General features: G+C 33.6%; 14 protein-coding genes. 2 read left to right on the top strand and 12 right to left on the bottom strand.

Features of this window, described 5'->3' with window-relative positions; genetic code table 11:
• Positions 1 to 23: 23 nt before the first annotated feature.
• Positions 24 to 1,712, bottom strand: coding sequence for a GspE/PulE family protein (locus tag BBG48_RS01470; RefSeq protein ID WP_243446724.1), 1,689 nt, complete (start codon positions 1,710 to 1,712; stop codon positions 24 to 26).
• Between the two features lie 392 nt (positions 1,713 to 2,104).
• Positions 2,105 to 8,230, bottom strand: coding sequence for an S-layer homology domain-containing protein (locus tag BBG48_RS01465; RefSeq protein ID WP_068912196.1), 6,126 nt, complete (start codon positions 8,228 to 8,230; stop codon positions 2,105 to 2,107).
• Between the two features lie 255 nt (positions 8,231 to 8,485).
• Here BBG48_RS01465 and BBG48_RS01460 point away from each other — a divergent pair, with 255 nt between their 5' ends.
• Positions 8,486 to 8,809 carry a transposase gene (locus BBG48_RS01460; RefSeq protein ID WP_158527888.1) on the top strand — a complete coding sequence of 108 codons (324 nt, stop codon included), beginning with the start codon at positions 8,486 to 8,488 and terminating at the stop codon, positions 8,807 to 8,809.
• A gap of 148 nt (positions 8,810 to 8,957) precedes the next feature.
• Positions 8,958 to 9,992, top strand: a complete 1,035-nt coding sequence (mnmH, locus tag BBG48_RS01455; protein WP_068912193.1) for a tRNA 2-selenouridine(34) synthase MnmH — start codon at positions 8,958 to 8,960, stop codon at positions 9,990 to 9,992.
• 25 nt (positions 9,993 to 10,017) lie between these two features.
• On the opposite strand, the gene BBG48_RS01450 is transcribed toward mnmH, so the two are convergent.
• From BBG48_RS01450 to BBG48_RS01410, 10 genes are all read right to left on the bottom strand, one after another.
• Complete coding sequence (locus BBG48_RS01450) at positions 10,018 to 10,215, bottom strand: hypothetical protein (protein ID WP_068912191.1); 198 nt, start codon at positions 10,213 to 10,215, stop codon at positions 10,018 to 10,020.
• 46 nt (positions 10,216 to 10,261) lie between these two features.
• Complete coding sequence (gene csaB / locus BBG48_RS01445; protein ID WP_068912189.1) at positions 10,262 to 11,350, bottom strand: polysaccharide pyruvyl transferase CsaB; 1,089 nt, start codon at positions 11,348 to 11,350, stop codon at positions 10,262 to 10,264.
• On the bottom strand, positions 11,350 to 13,434 hold the full coding sequence (locus BBG48_RS01440; RefSeq protein WP_068912188.1) for a DUF5693 family protein: 2,085 nt from the start codon (positions 13,432 to 13,434) through the stop codon (positions 11,350 to 11,352). The genes csaB and BBG48_RS01440 overlap by 1 nt, the downstream gene beginning before the upstream one ends.
• Positions 13,431 to 15,002 (bottom strand): murein biosynthesis integral membrane protein MurJ, encoded by a 1,572-nt coding sequence (gene murJ / locus BBG48_RS01435; protein ID WP_068912186.1) that lies wholly within the window; start codon positions 15,000 to 15,002, stop codon positions 13,431 to 13,433. The genes BBG48_RS01440 and murJ overlap by 4 nt, the downstream gene beginning before the upstream one ends.
• A 299-nt stretch (positions 15,003 to 15,301) precedes the next feature.
• Positions 15,302 to 15,586 carry an IS3 family transposase gene (locus BBG48_RS01430; RefSeq protein WP_094754371.1) on the bottom strand — a complete coding sequence of 95 codons (285 nt, stop codon included), beginning with the start codon at positions 15,584 to 15,586 and terminating at the stop codon, positions 15,302 to 15,304.
• A gap of 3 nt (positions 15,587 to 15,589) precedes the next feature.
• A complete protein-coding gene (locus BBG48_RS01425) occupies positions 15,590 to 15,901 on the bottom strand; it encodes a DDE-type integrase/transposase/recombinase (RefSeq protein WP_094754370.1) in 312 nt (103 codons plus the stop codon).
• A gap of 19 nt (positions 15,902 to 15,920) precedes the next feature.
• Positions 15,921 to 16,268: an IS3 family transposase gene (locus BBG48_RS01420; RefSeq protein ID WP_094754369.1), complete on the bottom strand. Its 348-nt coding sequence runs from the start codon at positions 16,266 to 16,268 to the stop codon at positions 15,921 to 15,923.
• A gap of 205 nt (positions 16,269 to 16,473) precedes the next feature.
• Complete coding sequence (locus BBG48_RS11215) at positions 16,474 to 16,641, bottom strand: hypothetical protein (protein WP_243122980.1); 168 nt, start codon at positions 16,639 to 16,641, stop codon at positions 16,474 to 16,476.
• 69 nt (positions 16,642 to 16,710) lie between these two features.
• Positions 16,711 to 16,944 (bottom strand): helix-turn-helix domain-containing protein, encoded by a 234-nt coding sequence (locus BBG48_RS11210; protein WP_243446723.1) that lies wholly within the window; start codon positions 16,942 to 16,944, stop codon positions 16,711 to 16,713.
• 164 nt (positions 16,945 to 17,108) lie between these two features.
• Positions 17,109 to 18,845, bottom strand: coding sequence for an ABC transporter ATP-binding protein (locus tag BBG48_RS01410; protein ID WP_068912184.1), 1,737 nt, complete (start codon positions 18,843 to 18,845; stop codon positions 17,109 to 17,111).
• Between the last annotated feature and the right edge of the window lies 1 nt (position 18,846).

Genomic DNA, 18,846 nt, shown 5'->3' with positions numbered 1-18,846 from the left:
TTGCCAATCCTTTTTAAATCCTTTTAAATTTCATCAACACTATAAGTTACCTTTAGCATTTGCTCTAAGGACGTAATACCTTGCACAACTAATTCTCCAGCTGTCATATTAAGTGTTTTCATGCCCTTTTGTATACATTTTTGTTTTATTTCTTCCACGCTGGCTCTGTTATTTATAAGACTTTTTACTTCTCTATCTAATACCATGATTTCGTGAATAGCTATTCTGCCGGAATACCCTGTATTTGAGCAATAATTGCACCCAACCGGCTCATAAATCTGAATTGGCTCAGTAATCTTAAGCATTTTCATTTCATCAGGAGTAGTTAAATGTTCTTTTTTGCATTTCGGACACAATCTTTTTACCAGTCTTTGAGCAATAATACCAACTACTGAGGTTGATACCATAAAAGGTTCTACTCCCATATCCTCAAGTCTTGAGACTGTAGATGCTGTATCATTTGTATGGAGAGTGGATAATACTAAGTGTCCTGTAATAGATGCACGTATTGCTATTTCTACTGTTTCATTATCTCTTATTTCCCCAACCATTACTATATCCGGGTCCTGTCTCAGTATTGACCTAAGTCCGCTAGCAAAGGTAAGTCCTGCTTTTGCATTTACCTGTACCTGATTTACCCCGCTAAGTCTGTATTCTACCGGGTCTTCTACAGTGATTATATTCTTTTTGATATCGTTTAATTCTCTTAAAACTGTATAAAGCGTAGTAGACTTACCTGAACCGGTTGGTCCTGTAACTAATATAATACCCTCCGGTGCTTTTATTATTTTGTCGAATAGTTGCAAGTTATAGTCTGTAAAGCCTAAGTCTGCCTTGCTTACGTTTATGCTGTCTCTATATAATAGCCTTATTACGACCTTTTCACCATAAACAGTAGGTAGTATTGATATACGCAGGTCAACCAGCCTACCATCAACGGTCGTCTCTATTCTGCCGTCTTGTGGTATACGTCTTTCTGCTATATCCATTTTCCCCATGATTTTAATCCTAGTAACTATCGCAAGATGCGTATTTTTATCAGGAGTCATAACCTCTTGCAAATCTCCGTCAATTCTATAACGAATTCTTACAAGGTTTTCAAATGGTTCTATATGTATATCGCTGGCATTTAATGTTGCGGCTTGAGCTATTATAGAATTGACCAGTCTAACCATAGGAGCATTGGTTACTCCGGCATCTTCTTCATCAGCTTGTTGTTGAGCTACAGTGTTTTGTTTCATTTCTTCGCTAAATTCCTTTGCAGCCTTTGACGCAACCTCTGATGTGCTGTAATTAGCATTTATTGCTTTTTGTATATCCGCTTTTGATGCAATGGCAACATCTACATCCATCCCTGAAATTAGCCTTACGTCATCTATCGCCAATATATCCAACGGGTCTGACATGGCTAAAATCAGTTTGCCCTTTTGCATTTTAACCGGTATTACATTGTATTTTTTAGCAATAGTCCTGTTTATCAGGTTTACTGCCTTTTTATCTACCTGCATTTCATTTAAATTAAGATATGGTATGCCTAGCTGATACTCCAAAACTTTAAGCAGTTTTTCTTCAGTCAGTATTTTTTCTTCTACAAGAGTTTCCCCCAATTTCATTCTAGTCTTTTTTTGAACTGCAAGTGCCTTTTCCAGTTGACTTTGGGTTATTGCTCCCGACTCTACAAGTATATCTCCTAAACGCCTTTTTCTTTGCATAATATTCTCCCTAAGGTTTACATATTAATTAAGATATTATATCATACTTCGTAGTTTTTTTAAATTGATTTTTGAGCCTAAACTCCATATAAAATCAAAAAAATTAAAAATTTTGACTAATTATACTAAATTACTTTGAAAATTGTAGCATACATATTAAAAAAAATTTATGCTACTACCTCATGCAAAAATTTTTATAATTAAAACTAATACTACATTTTCTTATGTAAGTTAGTATTAAAGAAACAAACTATTTAGTTTTATTGGGATTTTTCAGAGAAAATTAGCATATAAAAATCGGCATAAAGGTCAATACCTTAATGCCGATTGCGTTTTAAGAAAATAGTTCCCTAATTAAGAGCTTCTAAGACTATGTTTTATTTTATCTTTTTTTAATTTTCTCCAGGTTTTAGTTCTGTAAATTCAGCTTCTTTTTCTCCATTAGGACCTAAATAAGAGATTAAGTCTACCACTTTAAATCTAATATCTTCCCAACCGGGCACTTTAAGTGTGATTATATCATCCTTGCTCAGTTTCCTGAATTTTATTCTAACTGCTTTATCTGGTGGATTTAGATAGTAACCCTTTTCCGTTCCAAATTCTTCAATCTTTTCCATGGTAGTTCCATTTAATAAAACTTCGCCTTCGTCATAAAGCTTTTTATACCATTTCATAGTATTTTCATCTGGAGACTCATTGCTTAAAATATTTAGCTGTCTATTTAAAGGGGGCCCTATTTTAGGTTTTTGATTTGGTTTAGGTTCCTGTGAAGGGGTGTCTTCTTCGTTTCCACTTGCTTGTGGATTTTTAACCTGCTTTAATTTATAACTACTTCCGTATTGTTCCGCTTGTAAGTAAACATCTTCAAAGCCTTCGACAGATATCTTTACTATATCCCCAATCTTCAAATTGTATATAGTCAAGGATTTTTTTGAATTCTTGTTGTAAAATTTAAGATTTTCTTTAGGAAAATCTACATAAGTGTTTCCTTCCAATTTTTCAACCTTGCCCTTAGTATCAAGAGTGTCTAGCCAAATCCCGCTGTTTTCGTGGTCTTTTTTTAACACTATTTTTAGATTTTCTGAGTTTTCAAAAACCACTGTTTTTAATTGGAGCTTGGGTGGATCTTCTTTTTGTGCTTGTGGATTATCTATTTGAACCAAGTGGTAGCTTGAACCAAATTCTTCTGCCTTCAAAAAGATGTCCTTATAGCCTTCTACCTCTACCTTAAATATATCGCCTACTTTTGCATTCGCTATTCCTAATGATCGTCCAGAATATACATAATATCCCAATGCATATGAGCTTGAGCTAACCTTATCCAGTTTTTCTCCACTAGGATACTTGCTGATACTGCCATTTTGTTTCTTCAACTTTGAAAGCCAAGCAATAGTATCAGCGTCAGTTCCATCTACGCCTATTGCCTTAGGCTTTTTCTCTTCTGTTAATTTAACATTCTTTTTTTCTACTGCTGGTAGAGTTACGTTTTCAAATTGAGCAACTAATCTTATCTTGCCTTCCTTTACCATTTCTTTTTTAATAGTCTGGTTCTTTAGATTTTCGCTTGTAAAAGTTTCTCCTTCTCCATTTATTTTCCAGCCTAGGAATTTTTTGCCACTTATGCTTGGTTCTTCAAACTCATAAAGTCCAGTAGAAGTTGTAGCGTCTTTAAAAGTTTTTCCTATAACTGCCTTTGCATGATCGACTGTTCCATTTGTCTTGTCTATTTCAAGTGCAACTTCTTCCACCACTGGTTTTTTTACAAGCTTTCCAACTTCATCAGCGATTGCTTTTAATTCTTTTTCGACAATTTCTTCAGTTGCATTGTCAAAATCGTAGTCTGCAAATTTTCCTAAGAAGCTTTTTAACTTTTCTCTACTTTCTTGTGTATAGGACTCGTCTTCTATCTTTTTCCATGCGGCATTTAATTTTTTCTGTAAATCGTCTATATCGCCAAGTTTTTGCAAGCCCTTTATTGCTCTTTCAAGGCTTGCTATTTCTTGCTTGATAGCTTCTTTATCTTTAGAATCTTTAAGAGTTTTAGCTTTTTTAATTTCCTTTTCAAGGATGTCGAAGGACTTTTTAGTAAACTTGAGCTTATCTTTTTTCGATGCAGCATCAAGTTTCTCATTTAGGCTGTGTTTCAAATCAAGCATTCCTTGGTTTATCTTATCTTTTTCAATTATGACAACGAATGGCGATAGTCCATCTACTTCGACTTCAACCTTGCCTTCTTTTACTACATCTGTATAGCTCTTTAGTCCGTCTTTTGATAGGTGTTTTATAAGGGCATTTTTGCCATTATATTCATCGCCCACAGCTAGACTAACTTGAAGTTTTCCTTGATAATCTCCTATTAGTTTCACATCATAGGACTTTATGATTTCATAGGTCTTCCCTTCTTTTGCCTTTAAATTCCTGTAGTCTTTTAAAATGCTTTCTGGCACTGTGATTTGCACCTTGCCAGCCTTCAATTCACTCTTATCTTTTATTTCAAGCTTGGCGTCCTTGGATAGCTTGCCTTTTAAAGTAATCTTAGAATTTTTATCTGTCAAATTTTTGGCTATAAATTCCTTCTTGATTTCCGGTTTCTTTTCTTTTTTTACAGAATCTTCTACCCATACCCTATCCCATACTTCTTCATGTCTCATTTCGTATGTGTAGCTATCATCTCCGGCAGATTTTACAAACTCATAGTTCATGGCAGACATAATTTCTTTATATGCCCAATGAGATTTTTTTACATCTTCAAAAGTCTTTAGCTTGAACATATTCTTTTCGATTTCATCTGCTGTCAAAGTCTTCTTGTAAAGGCGATTTAGCATAGCAACAGCTTCTGCTCTTGTAACCTTGCCATCCGGTCTAAAGGTCTTGTCAGGATAGCCCTTTACAATTCCATTTGCAGTGGCTCTTAATATGGCTTCTTCAAACTCGTGACCTCTTATATCTGTGAATGCTTCCTCTGTCGATTTTTGTGGAAGAAGTGGGAAAATCATCCTGACAAATTCTGCTCTTGTCATCTTATCATCCGGTCTTAGTTTGCCATCTTTTGCAAGAATCATACTCTTTGAATAGGTATAGTTAAGAGCCTCATTATACCAAGCGTCTTTTACATCATCAAAATCTAGCTTGTTCTTAGACGCTGTTGCTTTTTGCAATTTTAAAATCATCTGAGCAGCTTCTGCTCTTGTAACTGCAAGATTAGGTCTAAAAAGTCCGTCTGCATATCCTTCAATGTAAGGTTTGACAACAGATTTTTCGGAACTTTTTACCTTTACCGGCACATGCCTTCTTGTACTTATATATTCATAGTGACCTTTGTTTTGATCATTCTTGTCTTTAGGGCCTTCGTTTTTGTTATTTTCTTTTGTTGGGTCCTGTTCACTTACGATATTTTTGTTATTTTCTTTTGTTGGGTCTTGTTCACTTACGATGTTGTCATTATCATCTTCTTTTTCAACAGCTTTTGTATCACTCAAAAATACATAATCTGTACTTTTTACGAAAATATCATCTGCAAGTTTTACCGAAAATACAATTTTTAGCAAATGAGCATTTGGAAAGTCTTTTTTTATTTCTGCTTCGTTGAAGCTTATTTCATACTTGCTACTTTGAGCACTTCTTACTTGATTTTCTGGCAAGACCCTTTTGATGTCATAGTATTTGCCATCCAACTCATTATTTTCAAATTTAGGAGTCGCTCCTGTTACTACATCTGTTTCATATTCAGTCTTGTCAATTCTATAAACTGTGAGTTTTGGATAGGTCTGCTTTGATATAGATGCTAGTTCAGATGAATAAGTCACCTTGCCATTTTTTATTTTGGCATGTAGCCTCTTGTTGTCGTGTCTATTGGCAACAACTTTATCATCTTCCAAATCCATATCTATTAGGATATTTTTAGTCTTGTTTTCAAATTTATTTTTATGAATCAAAACTAATTCTTTCTTTTCATCTGGACTGAGATTCTCTTTAGATGCTAGTTCTTTTGCCCTTTCAATGCTTTTTGTCAAGTCCTTTATGGTTGAGGAATTTCTTCCTGTATTAACTCCGTCTTGCTTTAAGGCATCTTTATCAAACTTTAGATTTTTTATATATTCTTTTGCACGTGCAACATTTTCATTAGATATGTCTAATTCTTCTTCTGGGATGTAAGGCTTTTCTTCCGGTTCTTTAGAAAATATTTCAAGCCTATACATATTTTCTACATCTTCTCTTGCAACTGCCTTTAGGCTCACTGGCACATAGCCATCAACCTTTATATCAACCTTATCACCTACATTTAGACCATAGATGTATAAAAAGCTTCCTTCAACCTTGTAGCCTTTTCGTCCTTCCACCTCTTTATCTAGCATTTCAATTTTTTCAGAACCCAAGGATACAATGCCCTGTTTATTTTCAAGCTTCTTTATCCAAGCCTTAGAATCGTCACTTTTTTGTGCTACTTGAATTGATTTTTGGTGGAATGTATTTGTTGTAAACTCAACTCTTTTTATTTTTTGACCCGGTTTTGCATCTTCAAAAATAGGTGCTTGTTCACCATTAATACCTTCTTCACCAGATGGGTTTATGAGAGCTTCTCCAATCGTATTCTCATCTAACTTCTTAGGCACTGAACTATGGCCCCAGTACTCAGGGTATTCTTCAGCAATTTTTCCACTGCCTTTTTTGCCAGCCTCAACCTTTCCTATGACATTCTTGGTTATCTTTACACCATTTTCTGTTGCCGGACTAACATCACTTCCATTTCCAGCTCTTAAATATGCAATCTTGCTAGAAATTGTTCCTTCTCCACAAACTGCATATCCACCTTCTCCACTATGGCCTGTGCCTCCCAAGGCAACAAGTCCTCCGTCGCCGAGAATCTTACCGCCATTTTTTAAGACTAGGGCATTTCCTCCTCTTGATGTTGTGGCAGATGTTCCTCCTCCATAGGTATAGAGATTTGAATTTTCTAAAATTGTAAGAGATCCTCCGTCAACCTCTACCCCAGTTTGTCCTCTATAAGGCCTACCATTGGATTCGCTTCCTGTTGGAGATTCATCTCCTTTTACAAAGACATTTCCTCTTATAAAGGCCTTGCCCTTTACAAGTACAACAGGTCTTGTGTTCTTGACAGCCTTATTGACATCTGTCAAGTTGTTTGTATTAGAATAGATGTAGGAGCTTTCCAATACGGCTCCATCATTTAATATGATTTGACCTTGAATTGATGAACCCGAGACCACTTTTGTATCAGACGGTTTTCCAAATTCTCCTTGGAATTTTCCATCAGGATCATAATTTACCCTGAGCCTTCCGCCATTAACTGTAATCTTTCCGTAAATTGAAGAATCATGTATATTTAAAATCGCACCCTTGTTGACGATTATATTCACTCCAGAAAAAACTTTCATATTAACAAGAGTCAAGTCGCTTCCCTCTTGCAAAACAAAATTTTGGATAGGAATCCTATCCTCATCCGGTTTGTACTCAAACTTTTCTCTTCTAGGATTATCGCTCAAATTAAAAATCAGACCCAATTGTCCATAAGTTCCACTTTCATGTGAGCCTTGCCATAGATTTATATTTTTGGGTACTATATATTCTTGACCCTCTCCCTTATTATTTTCATTGAAATAAGCAATATACCAAGGTTCTTGATTAAAGAGGACCTTGCCATTTGCAGTTGTTTTAAGTCTTGTATTTACATCTTTCATTACCTTGTCAAGATAAGTTGTTTCTATATCCGAAACAGAAAACCAGGCTTCATTGCTGCTGGCCGTTCTGCCATAGATGTCTACAAGCTCTACCTTTACTGGATAGTCTCCAACATTTTTGGGTTCTCCGGCAAGAGTTATAGAAGAATCTCCCGCATTATAGCTAGGCTTCATACCAGATTTTTCATCTAGTATAATCTTTGTGCGTCCCTTGTCCACTTCTATATCCGACTTGGAAAGCTCCTTCCAAGCTCCCGGGATAGGTCCTTTATTCTCGTCTGTAATTTGTCCATAGACCTTGATGTTCGAGTTTTTGTTATCACTTGTCGTTCCAGTAGCAGCGCTTACCGCATCATACTTTCTTTGACCTACAAGAGCCCCTTCAAAATATCCCTCAAGCTTGATATGTAGTTTGCCCTTGGGCGGATGAGCCAAGTCAATCCTTTCAAAATTTTTATCCTTCCGAATAAAATGTAGCTCTTCCCCTGAATTTAATTTCAAAGTCAAAGTGTGTTTATTTCTAATCGGATCAATGTAGAGTTTGCCATCTGAAACGCAGTAGCTTTTACCTTGTGTCCATCCAATACCACCTTTATAAGTTATCTTTTTATGCTCAAAAACTGTATCAGTTTTTACCCCAGATATATCTTTTGCTATGGTTTCCGGTTCTATTGATATCTCCATGCTGCTTTTGTCCTCAGCTGTCAAAGTTAATTTTATATCTTTACTGGCTGCATCAACCTCGCCATTTGCAAATGCAGTAGTCAGATTAAAAATCATCATAATACATAAAATCAGAGCCAACGCTCTTTTCTTCATCTCTTAATACCTCCTCGATTATATTGATAATCATTTTCAATAATATTATATCAAAATTTTCCCGCAATTACAATATAAAAAATCGACATTATTCAGCCGTATCTTTAAAGCTTTGTTATATAAATACACTTTTTATACGCATAGTGTAAAATATTATGTGTAAACTGAAAATTTGTTCCTTAGTATAGAAAAAGAGGACCATAATTTGTAAAATTAAGTTACCAAATAAAAATTTTCAAGAAGATGGAGGTCCTCATGACTAATTTTAATACAGAATTAATAACTGCGCTATCACAAGCAATAAATATTGATGAAATTTTTCGTAAACAGCTTGAAGATTCTATGAATATGCTTTTAGAAACACAAACAACTGCTTTTCTTGGTTACGAACCTTATGATGTTTCAGCCTACAATAACGCTAATTCTAGAAATGGTTACTATCACAGGACTTTTAAAATCGAGTTTGGCGAACTTATCCTTAAAATTCCAAGGGATAGACAAGGTACATTTTCTCAAAAGACCATTTATTTTTACAAGAAATTTAAAAGAGTTTACACAAAAAACTTGACACTACCCTAAACTCCCTATAAAATCAAAAAAATTAACAAATTTGACTAATTATATTATATAGTATTAAAATAAATTAACAAATTTGACTAATTATATTATATAGTATTAAAATAAATTAACAAATATATTTAAATATCTAAGCAAATTGGAGAATTATATGCAAAAAAATCCTACCTATGAAGAAACTCTTAAGGGCAAAAAATCTAAAATATATATAGATTGCAGAACGCCAAGTGAATATAAAAAATCTACAATCAGCGGAGCTATAAACATACCTACTTTGTTAGACAATGAAAGAGCTCAAATCGGCACTTTATATGTAAATGGTGATGTCGAAAAAGCAAAAATGCTTGGAGTAGATGCTGTAAGCAAAAGACTTCCCGAAATGTTTAAACAAATTCAAGAGTTAAAAAAACAATATGAAAATTTGTACTTTTTTTGCTCTAGAGGTGGTTATAGGAGTAACTCTATAGTATCTGTATTAAATGCCCTTGACGAAAGAGTTTATAAATTGCAAGGAGGATACAAATACTATAGAAATTATATTATCAATAATCTCCCAAGGCTTATTGACTCTGTTAAGCCTATAACCTTATACGGCTTTACCGGTACTGGAAAAACTTCCATACTCAAAGAATTATCCTCACTTGGATTTAAAATCCTAGACCTAGAGGGATATGCTAACCATAGAGGCTCTTTACTTGGTAATATAGGCAAAAATGAACAGTTTTCTCAGAAAAAATTTGACTCTCTTTTATTTGATGACTTAAAAAAATATGAAAACTCCTATGTTTTTGTAGAGGGAGAGTCTTCAAAAATAGGAAAAGTCACTGTACCAAAACGATTACTCGATAAAATGAATGACGGCATAAAAATATATATTGACGCTGATATTGATTTTAGAATTAATGAAATAAAAAATATATATCTCCCCGACTTTGGAAATGATAACTCTCTTATGAAAGAATTTATCAAAAAGCTGGAAAAATATATATCAAGTGAAAGAATGCAAAAATATTATAATTATATTGATAATGGCGATTTCGATAGTTTGTTAAAAGACCTCTGCTTAAAATATTATGATATCAATTACAACATACCAAAGGTAAAATTTGAAAAAAACTATATGAATGTAAATTCAAAAGCTACTGCTAAAAAAATTGCTGAGGATTTTAAAAATATATTAAATTAAAACATCTCATTAAAGCGTTAAAAACTTATTTCATTAGAACTTTTATAAGCTCATCTTGGTCATTTATACCGGAGATTTTACACATATCTTCAAGTATAGAGTCCTTTAATATCTTAAACTGCTCGATATTTTTATGCTCATAGGTATAATCAAGTGCTTGAATGATTGCTAATAAATCTGTTTTTGAAAGTCTATCTATAGTAACTTTATCAAAATTAAACATTAGTCCCCCTAAAAAATATTTTTTAAATTCAAAATTTAACGCTTAATTATAAACTAAATATTTGTTTCATGAAATCAAGATTTTCTTGTGATTTTTGTTTTATTAGCCTTGTATTTTCAATTAAATCTTCTTTTATGCCCGATAAATTATTTTCAACTTTATCTATCGTATCTAAAATGTCTTGTAACGTGCTTTTTTCTAAGCTACAGTTATAAGGCATTTTTATTTGGTTCATAAGGTTGTCGACCTTTGAGTCATAGCTGTAAGAAATCATCGGCGTCCCCATATTTGCAGCAAATATCAATGCGTGCAGTCTCATAGCAAATACATAGTCAGCCTTTTTAATAATAGACATCATTTGCATTGGAGAAATATCTTGTATGATTACGGACTTACTTTGCATTTTTGACTGGATTTCTTTTATCACGCTGACGTCATGCGGAAACTGCAACGGAAGAAAAATTACCTTTTGCTTATATTTCGTATTTATGTAGTCAGCAGTTTTTGCAAAAATATCAATAAATTTCCCCTTATTCTCCCAATTTCTGACAGATAATACCACAAACCTGTCACCTATTGAAATCCCCGATTTTTCTAAAATTTCATTTACTGAGCCACTTTCATCCTCTTGCAAGCAAAATACCGGGTCTGTTGTAAGATATATATTTTTGCGGTCAACTCCAAGAGACTTTACTGTATCTAAAGCCTCTTGGTCTCTTAATGTAATTATGTCCGCATTTTCTATGGCTTTTTTTACTCTTTTCCTATTTTTAGGTTTATTTAAAGGGCCAATACCATTTGCATAAATCATAACTTTTTTGCCAAAGAATTTTGCAAAATTAATTATACTTGTGTAATACACTAGCGACCTAGTGCTGGTCTTATCTTGAAATAGTGTGCCGCCTCCACTTATTAAAATATCACAGCTTAATAGTGAGGCTAGTATGCTAAACGGATTAAATCTTTTTGTAGCATTTATGGAATATTTTTTCTTTGTAAATTCCACATTGTCAGACAAAACTGTAATAACAGCATCTTTATCTATTTGTTTTATATTATTTATTATAGATTTTAGGATGGCTTCGTCTCCGGCATTATTGTAACCATAATATCCGGATAACAAAATATTGCTCATTATTTTAAATTCCTTTTTCTGTAAAAAGTATATATCAAGTGGACAATTAATACTACAACAAATGTTAATAATACAGCAAACACATACTCTATTGCAACTCTTTTTAGTGACAATATATAAGGAGTTCTAATGTGAGAAAATGTATTTAAAATATCAGTTTGCCCAATTGTTGCAGCTAATGCAAGAATTGGATATATAACTTTATATTTATTTTTATATGCAAACATCATCATTGCAAGCAGCGCCGGATAGCCAACATAGATTGCCTTGTTTCTTGGTCTTGCAGGGAATACAAACTCAAAGACATTACGCATAAGAATTTCTGTAGACGATGGCTCTACATTCGTATTGCTATGTCCACTTCTTAAAAGCATCATAGCTAATGCAGCAAGCATTATAAATACAATAGCTGCCTGCCATACCTTTATATATGAACCTGAAAAGAGCTTTACCTGCTCCATCATAGATTTATTTTTATCGTAATACTTCGAAAAACCAATTATGCTTAAATATGATAATACGATGATAATAAGCGGAGTAAGCTGAGATATTTTTACACCTGAAAACTTAGAAAATTCAAGCATATACTCACTATTGCCGTATAGTGTAGCTAAAAATAACGTGCCGCAAAGACTTATACACATAACATAAAATAAAACCTTAGATGCGTGTAAAAACTGGATAAATGTACCATCTTCAAAATGTCTTTTTATTATCTCTGCCTTTTTAACTTCATTTAACAGCACTGTAACAGCCAATGATGAGAATGTAATAGTGCTTATAAGACCAAATAAAACATTTAAGGTTCTAAACTGAGATGTCCTAGAAACAGCCACTACTCCCAATATTCCCAATATTAAAATAGAATATTGAAATTTAGTAGTGTTCTTAAAAATATTATCGAATACTATCAAGCCACTTGCTATTACACCTATCATAGCAAGCATCTGCATAAGCTTACCAGTTTCCATATAAGGCATAGTATTTACAGATAACCCCTTACCTACCGGATAAATACCATGGTAACCGGCTAATCTAGCATTTAACTCATCAAATCTTACCTTATATAAATTCATATCAGTAATTACTGCACCATTTTTTGGTCGAAATACTTTAAAATAAATCACCCTTATATTTCTTTCTGTAATAGCTCTATAATAAGAGTTCATTATTTCTTGACCATTGTGATGACCCGGTATTTTGTAATCGTATCTATCTTGTATATAAGTAAAGGTGGAAAAAAGTCTTGTAAATTTATAATTTATCAATTTTGCCAGCTTTTTAATGCCTGGCAAATCTGTATTGCCATCTTGCTCGCTGGTTTCAATGGTCACCGGAATAATATCCGTTTCCTTGATTTTTTGAGCTAAATAATCTACACCCTTTTCGCCACCAAGTAATTCTCTACCACTAAATATAAGTAAACTTGGATTTTTGACAAACTCTCTTACATAGGCAAAATATCTGTCTATTGTTTTTTTTGAGTCCTGCACTAATTCAGTATAAACAGGTCTTAAATTAAAAGGAATGTCATTTGCCTTTAATTTTTCCAATTCACTATCAGTGAAACCTAAACCGACATTTTCAAATATGGATTGTACTTTACGGTCTTGACCTATCCTTTTTGCAGAATAGTCCCTTAAAATATCATAGCTACCATAAGAAAAATCTGATAACCTTCCCTCTATAACTAGCGTATTGTCGTCTTTAAAGTACAAATTTCTTTGCCTACTAGCAACGTCAGCTATGCCGTTTTTGATATAATTTAATATACTTTTGTCACCGGTTATATACATATCCAATCCATGATAATTGACTGATATGTCATAATTCTGATTGATTTTAAGCGAACTGATAGTGTTTTCATTTATTGCAAATGAATTAACACCCACATCCATAAAATCCTTAGCGACATCTATAGGGTCACTTTCGGTGGCATCTGCAAAGTTTTTTACATCTTCGTAGTCCATCACTGTTTCATAGGTTTTGTATGGTGACTCGACCACTGTCCTTTTATATACTACAAACATTGAGCTTACAATAGTAAGTAGCAGTATCACAACATAAATCTTATTTAATTTCATTTAGAACCTCTATTTTTGTTTAGTTTTGAGTTTAATAAGTCTTTTATGAATTTTGTCTGTTTAGTCTTTAAAATAAAGACAATTATAAAATAAGTTATAACCCCAACTACAAATTGAATACCAATTTTAACAAGCATCATTAATCTGCTTGAAGAGCTAATCCCAAAAATCAAGCCGACCAGCTTAATCATAATATACATAACAGCAGACGCAAGCACCATCTTAATAATTTCTGACAAAAAATCCTTGTCAAGCAATTTTATGCTATCTCTTTGCATAAACATCAATAATATCAATGCGTTTACTGTTACAGAAATAGAAGAGGCAAGTGCAACTCCACCTATTGCAAATGGCTCGACCAAAATTATACATAATACATAGTTTACCGCTATAGCAACAATAGCTGCAATCATTGGCACTTTTCCATTTTCCTTAGCAAAATATACCTTGGAAAAAATAGCTTGCAGACAATAACCCGGCATACCTAAGGAAAAATAATACAGTGCAGTTGAAGTTATATTTACAGAATTTGAATCAAATTTATTTCCGCCATAAATAAGCGATATAAGCGAAGCGCTCAGACTCATAACCCCAAACATCAAAGGTATCACTAAAAAAAGTGTACTAAGCGATGTATCACTAACCGCATCTTTAAACTTTTGCTCCTCATTTTTTTGAACCATCATAGAAATCTTTGGAAACATAAAGTTCATTACAGATATTGCGATAACGCCAACCAACATTGTATATAGATTGTTTGCAAACTCAATTGCTGAAACCCCAGCTCCAAAATAAAGCCTAGATGCGTACTTTGCATTTATCATTATATTAAATGGCTGTACCCATGTACTCACCATTACCGGTATCATTAAAAATAGAGTTTCCCTAAAATATGGATGATCAAACTGCGGTTTAAAATTATATTTGTATCCTATCCGCTTTAGAGATGGCACTTGTATTAAAACCTGCATTATCCAGCCAATCAGATAAAATACAGCTAAACCGAAAATGCCAAAGAAACGGTTTAAAGTGAAATAATATGAAATGATTACTAAATTGAAAACCACACTAATTGATGCAGGAATTAAAAATTCATCCATGGACTGTAGTATCCCTGTGAATGAAAAAGCAAGTCCTGTGCATATCATCGTAGGAAGTAATATATATAACAATTTAATACTTAGATTTAAGGTTTGTTCGTCAAAACCGTCCGCAAAAAATGACGTAATTTGTCTTGCAAAAATAAAACAAAGTATCATAATAGCTGTCATAAAAATTGATATACAGCTGATAAAAACATCTGAGAACTCGAATGCCTTTTGCTCTCCCTCTTTATTCATACTTTTATTAAATATCGGTATAAAGCTAGACGTGATAGCAGATGCAAATATTGCATCAAAAAGCACCCTTGGTATCCTACTGGCAGTCAAAAAAGCATTGGAATACATACTCGTGCCATACTGATTTGCCAAAAATATATCTCTTACCAAGGCTAAAATCTTACCCAAAAATGTTATTATAAATATGTAGCTTACAGTCTTTACAGCTTTGTTGTTACTTTCAGACAAAGTTTTTCCTACCTTTATAAACTCAAAAATAATTGCATTTAAGATTATACACCCACGATAATATCTATTATCACATAAATCAATCTTTAATATTTTACACTATATAAAAGATAATATCAAGTTATATGAAAAATTTCATACATTTGCTACTATACAATAATATGAAATATCTTAAAAACTATACAAAAAGTAAAGACATCCACCTACCATAGTGATATGCACCTTGTCAAGTAGACAGGTTAAATATCTAAAAAAATTTATTGAACTACCACACGACAATAAACTGTGTGCTAGTTTTTTTATGCTGTCCATTTTTCTTTGTATTTTAATATTCTATTATTTTCTGGTATTGGATATCCAATTGGTTTACTTGTATATAGAGCCTCTGTTCTAACTTCTAATGGTGTCTTGCAGTTGAATCTATCTTGAAGCCTTTCTTGTGCATAAAATCTAATATAGTCTTTAATCTCATATCTTAAAGATTTTTCATCTGTTATTTCGTACATTTGATACATTTGTGACTTTATTATTCCCAATAATCCTTCTACTGGTCCGTTATCAATGCAATGTCCTACTCTTGACATTGATTACTGCATTTCTTGGTCTTTGAGTTTTCTTTGAAATTCTCTACTTGTATATTGGAATCCTCTATCACTATGAAATATTGGTTTTGCATCTTGATTGTCTTTTATTGCTTTATCAAACGTTCTAAACACTAAGTTGTTATCATTTCTACAACTTATTACGTAGGCTACTGGATACCTATCATACAAATCAATTATTGCACTTAAATACAATTTCTTCTTTTCTCCTGGTATCTTGAATTCTGTTACATCTGTTGCCCATTTTTGATTAGGGGCTGGAGCATAGAAATTTCTTTGTAGTATATTTTCTGACACTGCTTGTGCTGTAGTATTTTTATACTTTTTTCTTTTCTTTGCTGATTAAGGAATGTATTCCTAATTTTTTCATTATTCTATGGACTCTATTTTTGCTGTAATTTGTGTGATTGAAATGGTTTATCCAAGAGGCCATCCTTCTATATCCTAATATGTGATTAAATCTTTCATCATATTCTTTGATTAATCCTGCTAATTTAATATTTTCTTGTTCTTGAGCAGGTATTTGTCTATGGAGCCATTTGTAGTATGAAGCTCTTGCAATGTTCAAATTATTGCACATCCATTTTATACTCCATGATTTGTTATCGTTGAAGTATTTTATCGCCATATACTTGTTTTCATATCTTTGTTTGCCCAGCCTCACATCCCTTCTAATTCTTTCACTTTTTTTTTAACAGTTCTACCAACATGTCCTTTTCTTCAAGTTGCTTCTTTAGTCTTGAATTTTCACGACGAAGTTTTTCAATTTCATCTACTTGTTCATCTGTTTTATGATGTCCTCTTTTATCTATTAATGCTTCTTCTGCATCTACATCATACTTCTTAACCTATGTATAAACTTGGCTATATTAAACATCGTACAAGCTTGCTGTTTGCTTGTAGTTCTTATTATTTTCTATGCAATATTTAACTATTTCTTTGCGTTCTTCGATTGTTGTTTTTCTTCTTGAATTTGCCATATATACCTCTGCTTTAGGATCATAATCATTGAGCTTTATATTAGCATTATACTTCAAAATCCAACTTCTTAAAACAGAACGTGAAGAGATATTATATTTTGCTGTTATATCATCAACGCTTCCATCTCAAGATAAAACTGCTTCAACGCACATTGTTTTAAATTCGCAAGTATATTTTTTATTACCTGTAGCTTTTTGAAAAGCTAATATACCATAAAGTTTATACTTTGCGACCCAAGACTGTAATGTTTTAAGTCCAATATTATATTTACTTGATAAAAAAGGATATGAACCTAAACCATAAAGATATTCTTGTGAAACCTTTGCTCTAAATTCTGGAGTATGTGGTGATTTTGCCATAAAAAAACCTCCATAAGTACTTTTGGTTATTTACCGTGTCTACTTATGGAGTATCATATCATTTTGTTCTTAGTCGCTTTAAAAATAATCTGTACGTTCTTGAAAAAGCTATTAATTACCAAACCCAACAATTGGTTATGGTTTGCAGGAAAAATTTATCATTTTTATAATTTCCAGTTGGCTGCTCGTTCTCTTGCCTTGATGAACATTGAGTAAATACCTTCCATGTTTATCAGATCGCTATGTTTACCCTCTTGCACTAATTTGCCGTCATCAATCACTAAGATTTGATCGGCTTTTCTCACAGTAGAAAGTCTGTGAGCTATGGAAATTACTGTATGCCCTTTTGACAATTCTTCGATAGCCGCCAGAATCTCATATTCATTTTCAGGATCGACCGAGCTGGTCGCTTCATCCAAAAGGATGATCGGTGCATTTTTAAGTAATGCTCTGGCAATGGAAACCCGCTGCTTTTCTCCGCCGGAAAGGGAGCTTCCCCCCTCGCCGACCATGGTGTTATAGCCATCAGGAAGTTCCATAATAAAATTATGACAACGCGCCTTTTTAGCAGCTTCCACCACTTCTTCATGGCTTGCTTTTGGATTTGCAAAGCGGATATTGTTCTCAATGGTATCTTGGAAAAGATATACATCCTGAAAAACAAGGGAGAGATTTTTAAGCAGACTTTCGACTTTATAATCCCGTACATTCCTGTTTCCCAATCTGATTTCACCGCTGTCAACGTCATAAAAACGGGATATCAAATTGATAATGGTGGTTTTCCCAGAGCCGGAGGGTCCTACTATTGCTGTCTTTGAGCCTTGAGGAATAGTGAATGATATATCTTTTAGAATCGGATTTCTCTTATCGTAACTAAAGCTTACCTTGTTAAATACAATGTCTTGATTTCTTACGGCTTCCAAAGTACCGTCGCTTATTTCAGGGATATCTAAAACCTCGTCCAAATACTGCATGTTGGCAGGGTTTTTTACCATCAGTATTGCCGCATTTTCAAGCTGCTTTAGACCTCCGAAAATCATAAAGCCTGCCGCCGAAACGGTGAGTGCTTGTGGCAATAAAACCTCTCCCTTAGTGTAAAGATAACAGGAAAAGAGTGTGACAAGCAGGCTCGAAAGATTGATGACGGTCGTAAAAATTCTTGAACAAATAACAAAAACTATCTCAAAATGTACCTGAGAAAGTCTGAGCTCCTCAGAAGCATTCTTCAATTTAGAATGTATTTCTTCTACAACACCCGTATCCGCAAATGGAAAACTGCGAAGCACGGGAATACCGCTAATGCTGTCAACAAGGGCGTCACCCACCTTGGTAATTGCAGCGTGTTCCCGGACAATCTCTTTCTTTGCTTGATTTATCATAGTAAACACACAGAGCCAAATCAGAGTTAAACAAATTAAGGTTAAAATTCCGATTTTAGTATTTACGCCAAACATACCAATCAAGAGGAAAAAGGATATTGAAATGCCGGAAACGGCAAAGTCAATACTCATTGACGAGTAGTTTTCAAGACTTTTCATGACATTAGTAAAAGCCGCCATAATTCTTGAAAGACTCTGTTCGGCAAAATATCCCATAGGAGCTTTTTTAAGCTTTTCGCCGACTGCAAGTCGGTAATCCTTGAAAATACCAAAGAAAACACCATCGCTAAGACCGCTTTTCGCCCAACCTGTCAGAAAATTGAAAAGGAAAGAAGCAAACAGCACGCCGAAAATCGTCCAAATATGGCTGTCGGTAGTCTCATTCATCCAACCAAATGCAAGAAAGAGAGCGAAAAAGCCAAATAACATGGAAGCGTTTTGCAGAAAAATAAGGAATATTCCCGCTTTCAGGCGGTTTTTATACTGTCCCGCTAATTTAAACGACAATCTGATAAACTTCATC

Origin of the sequence: Criibacterium bergeronii, assembly GCF_001693775.2 — a bacterium.
GTDB classification, from domain to species: Bacteria; Bacillota; Clostridia; order Peptostreptococcales; family Filifactoraceae; genus Peptoanaerobacter; species Peptoanaerobacter bergeronii.
This window is presented reverse-complemented; position numbering and strand designations above follow the sequence as displayed.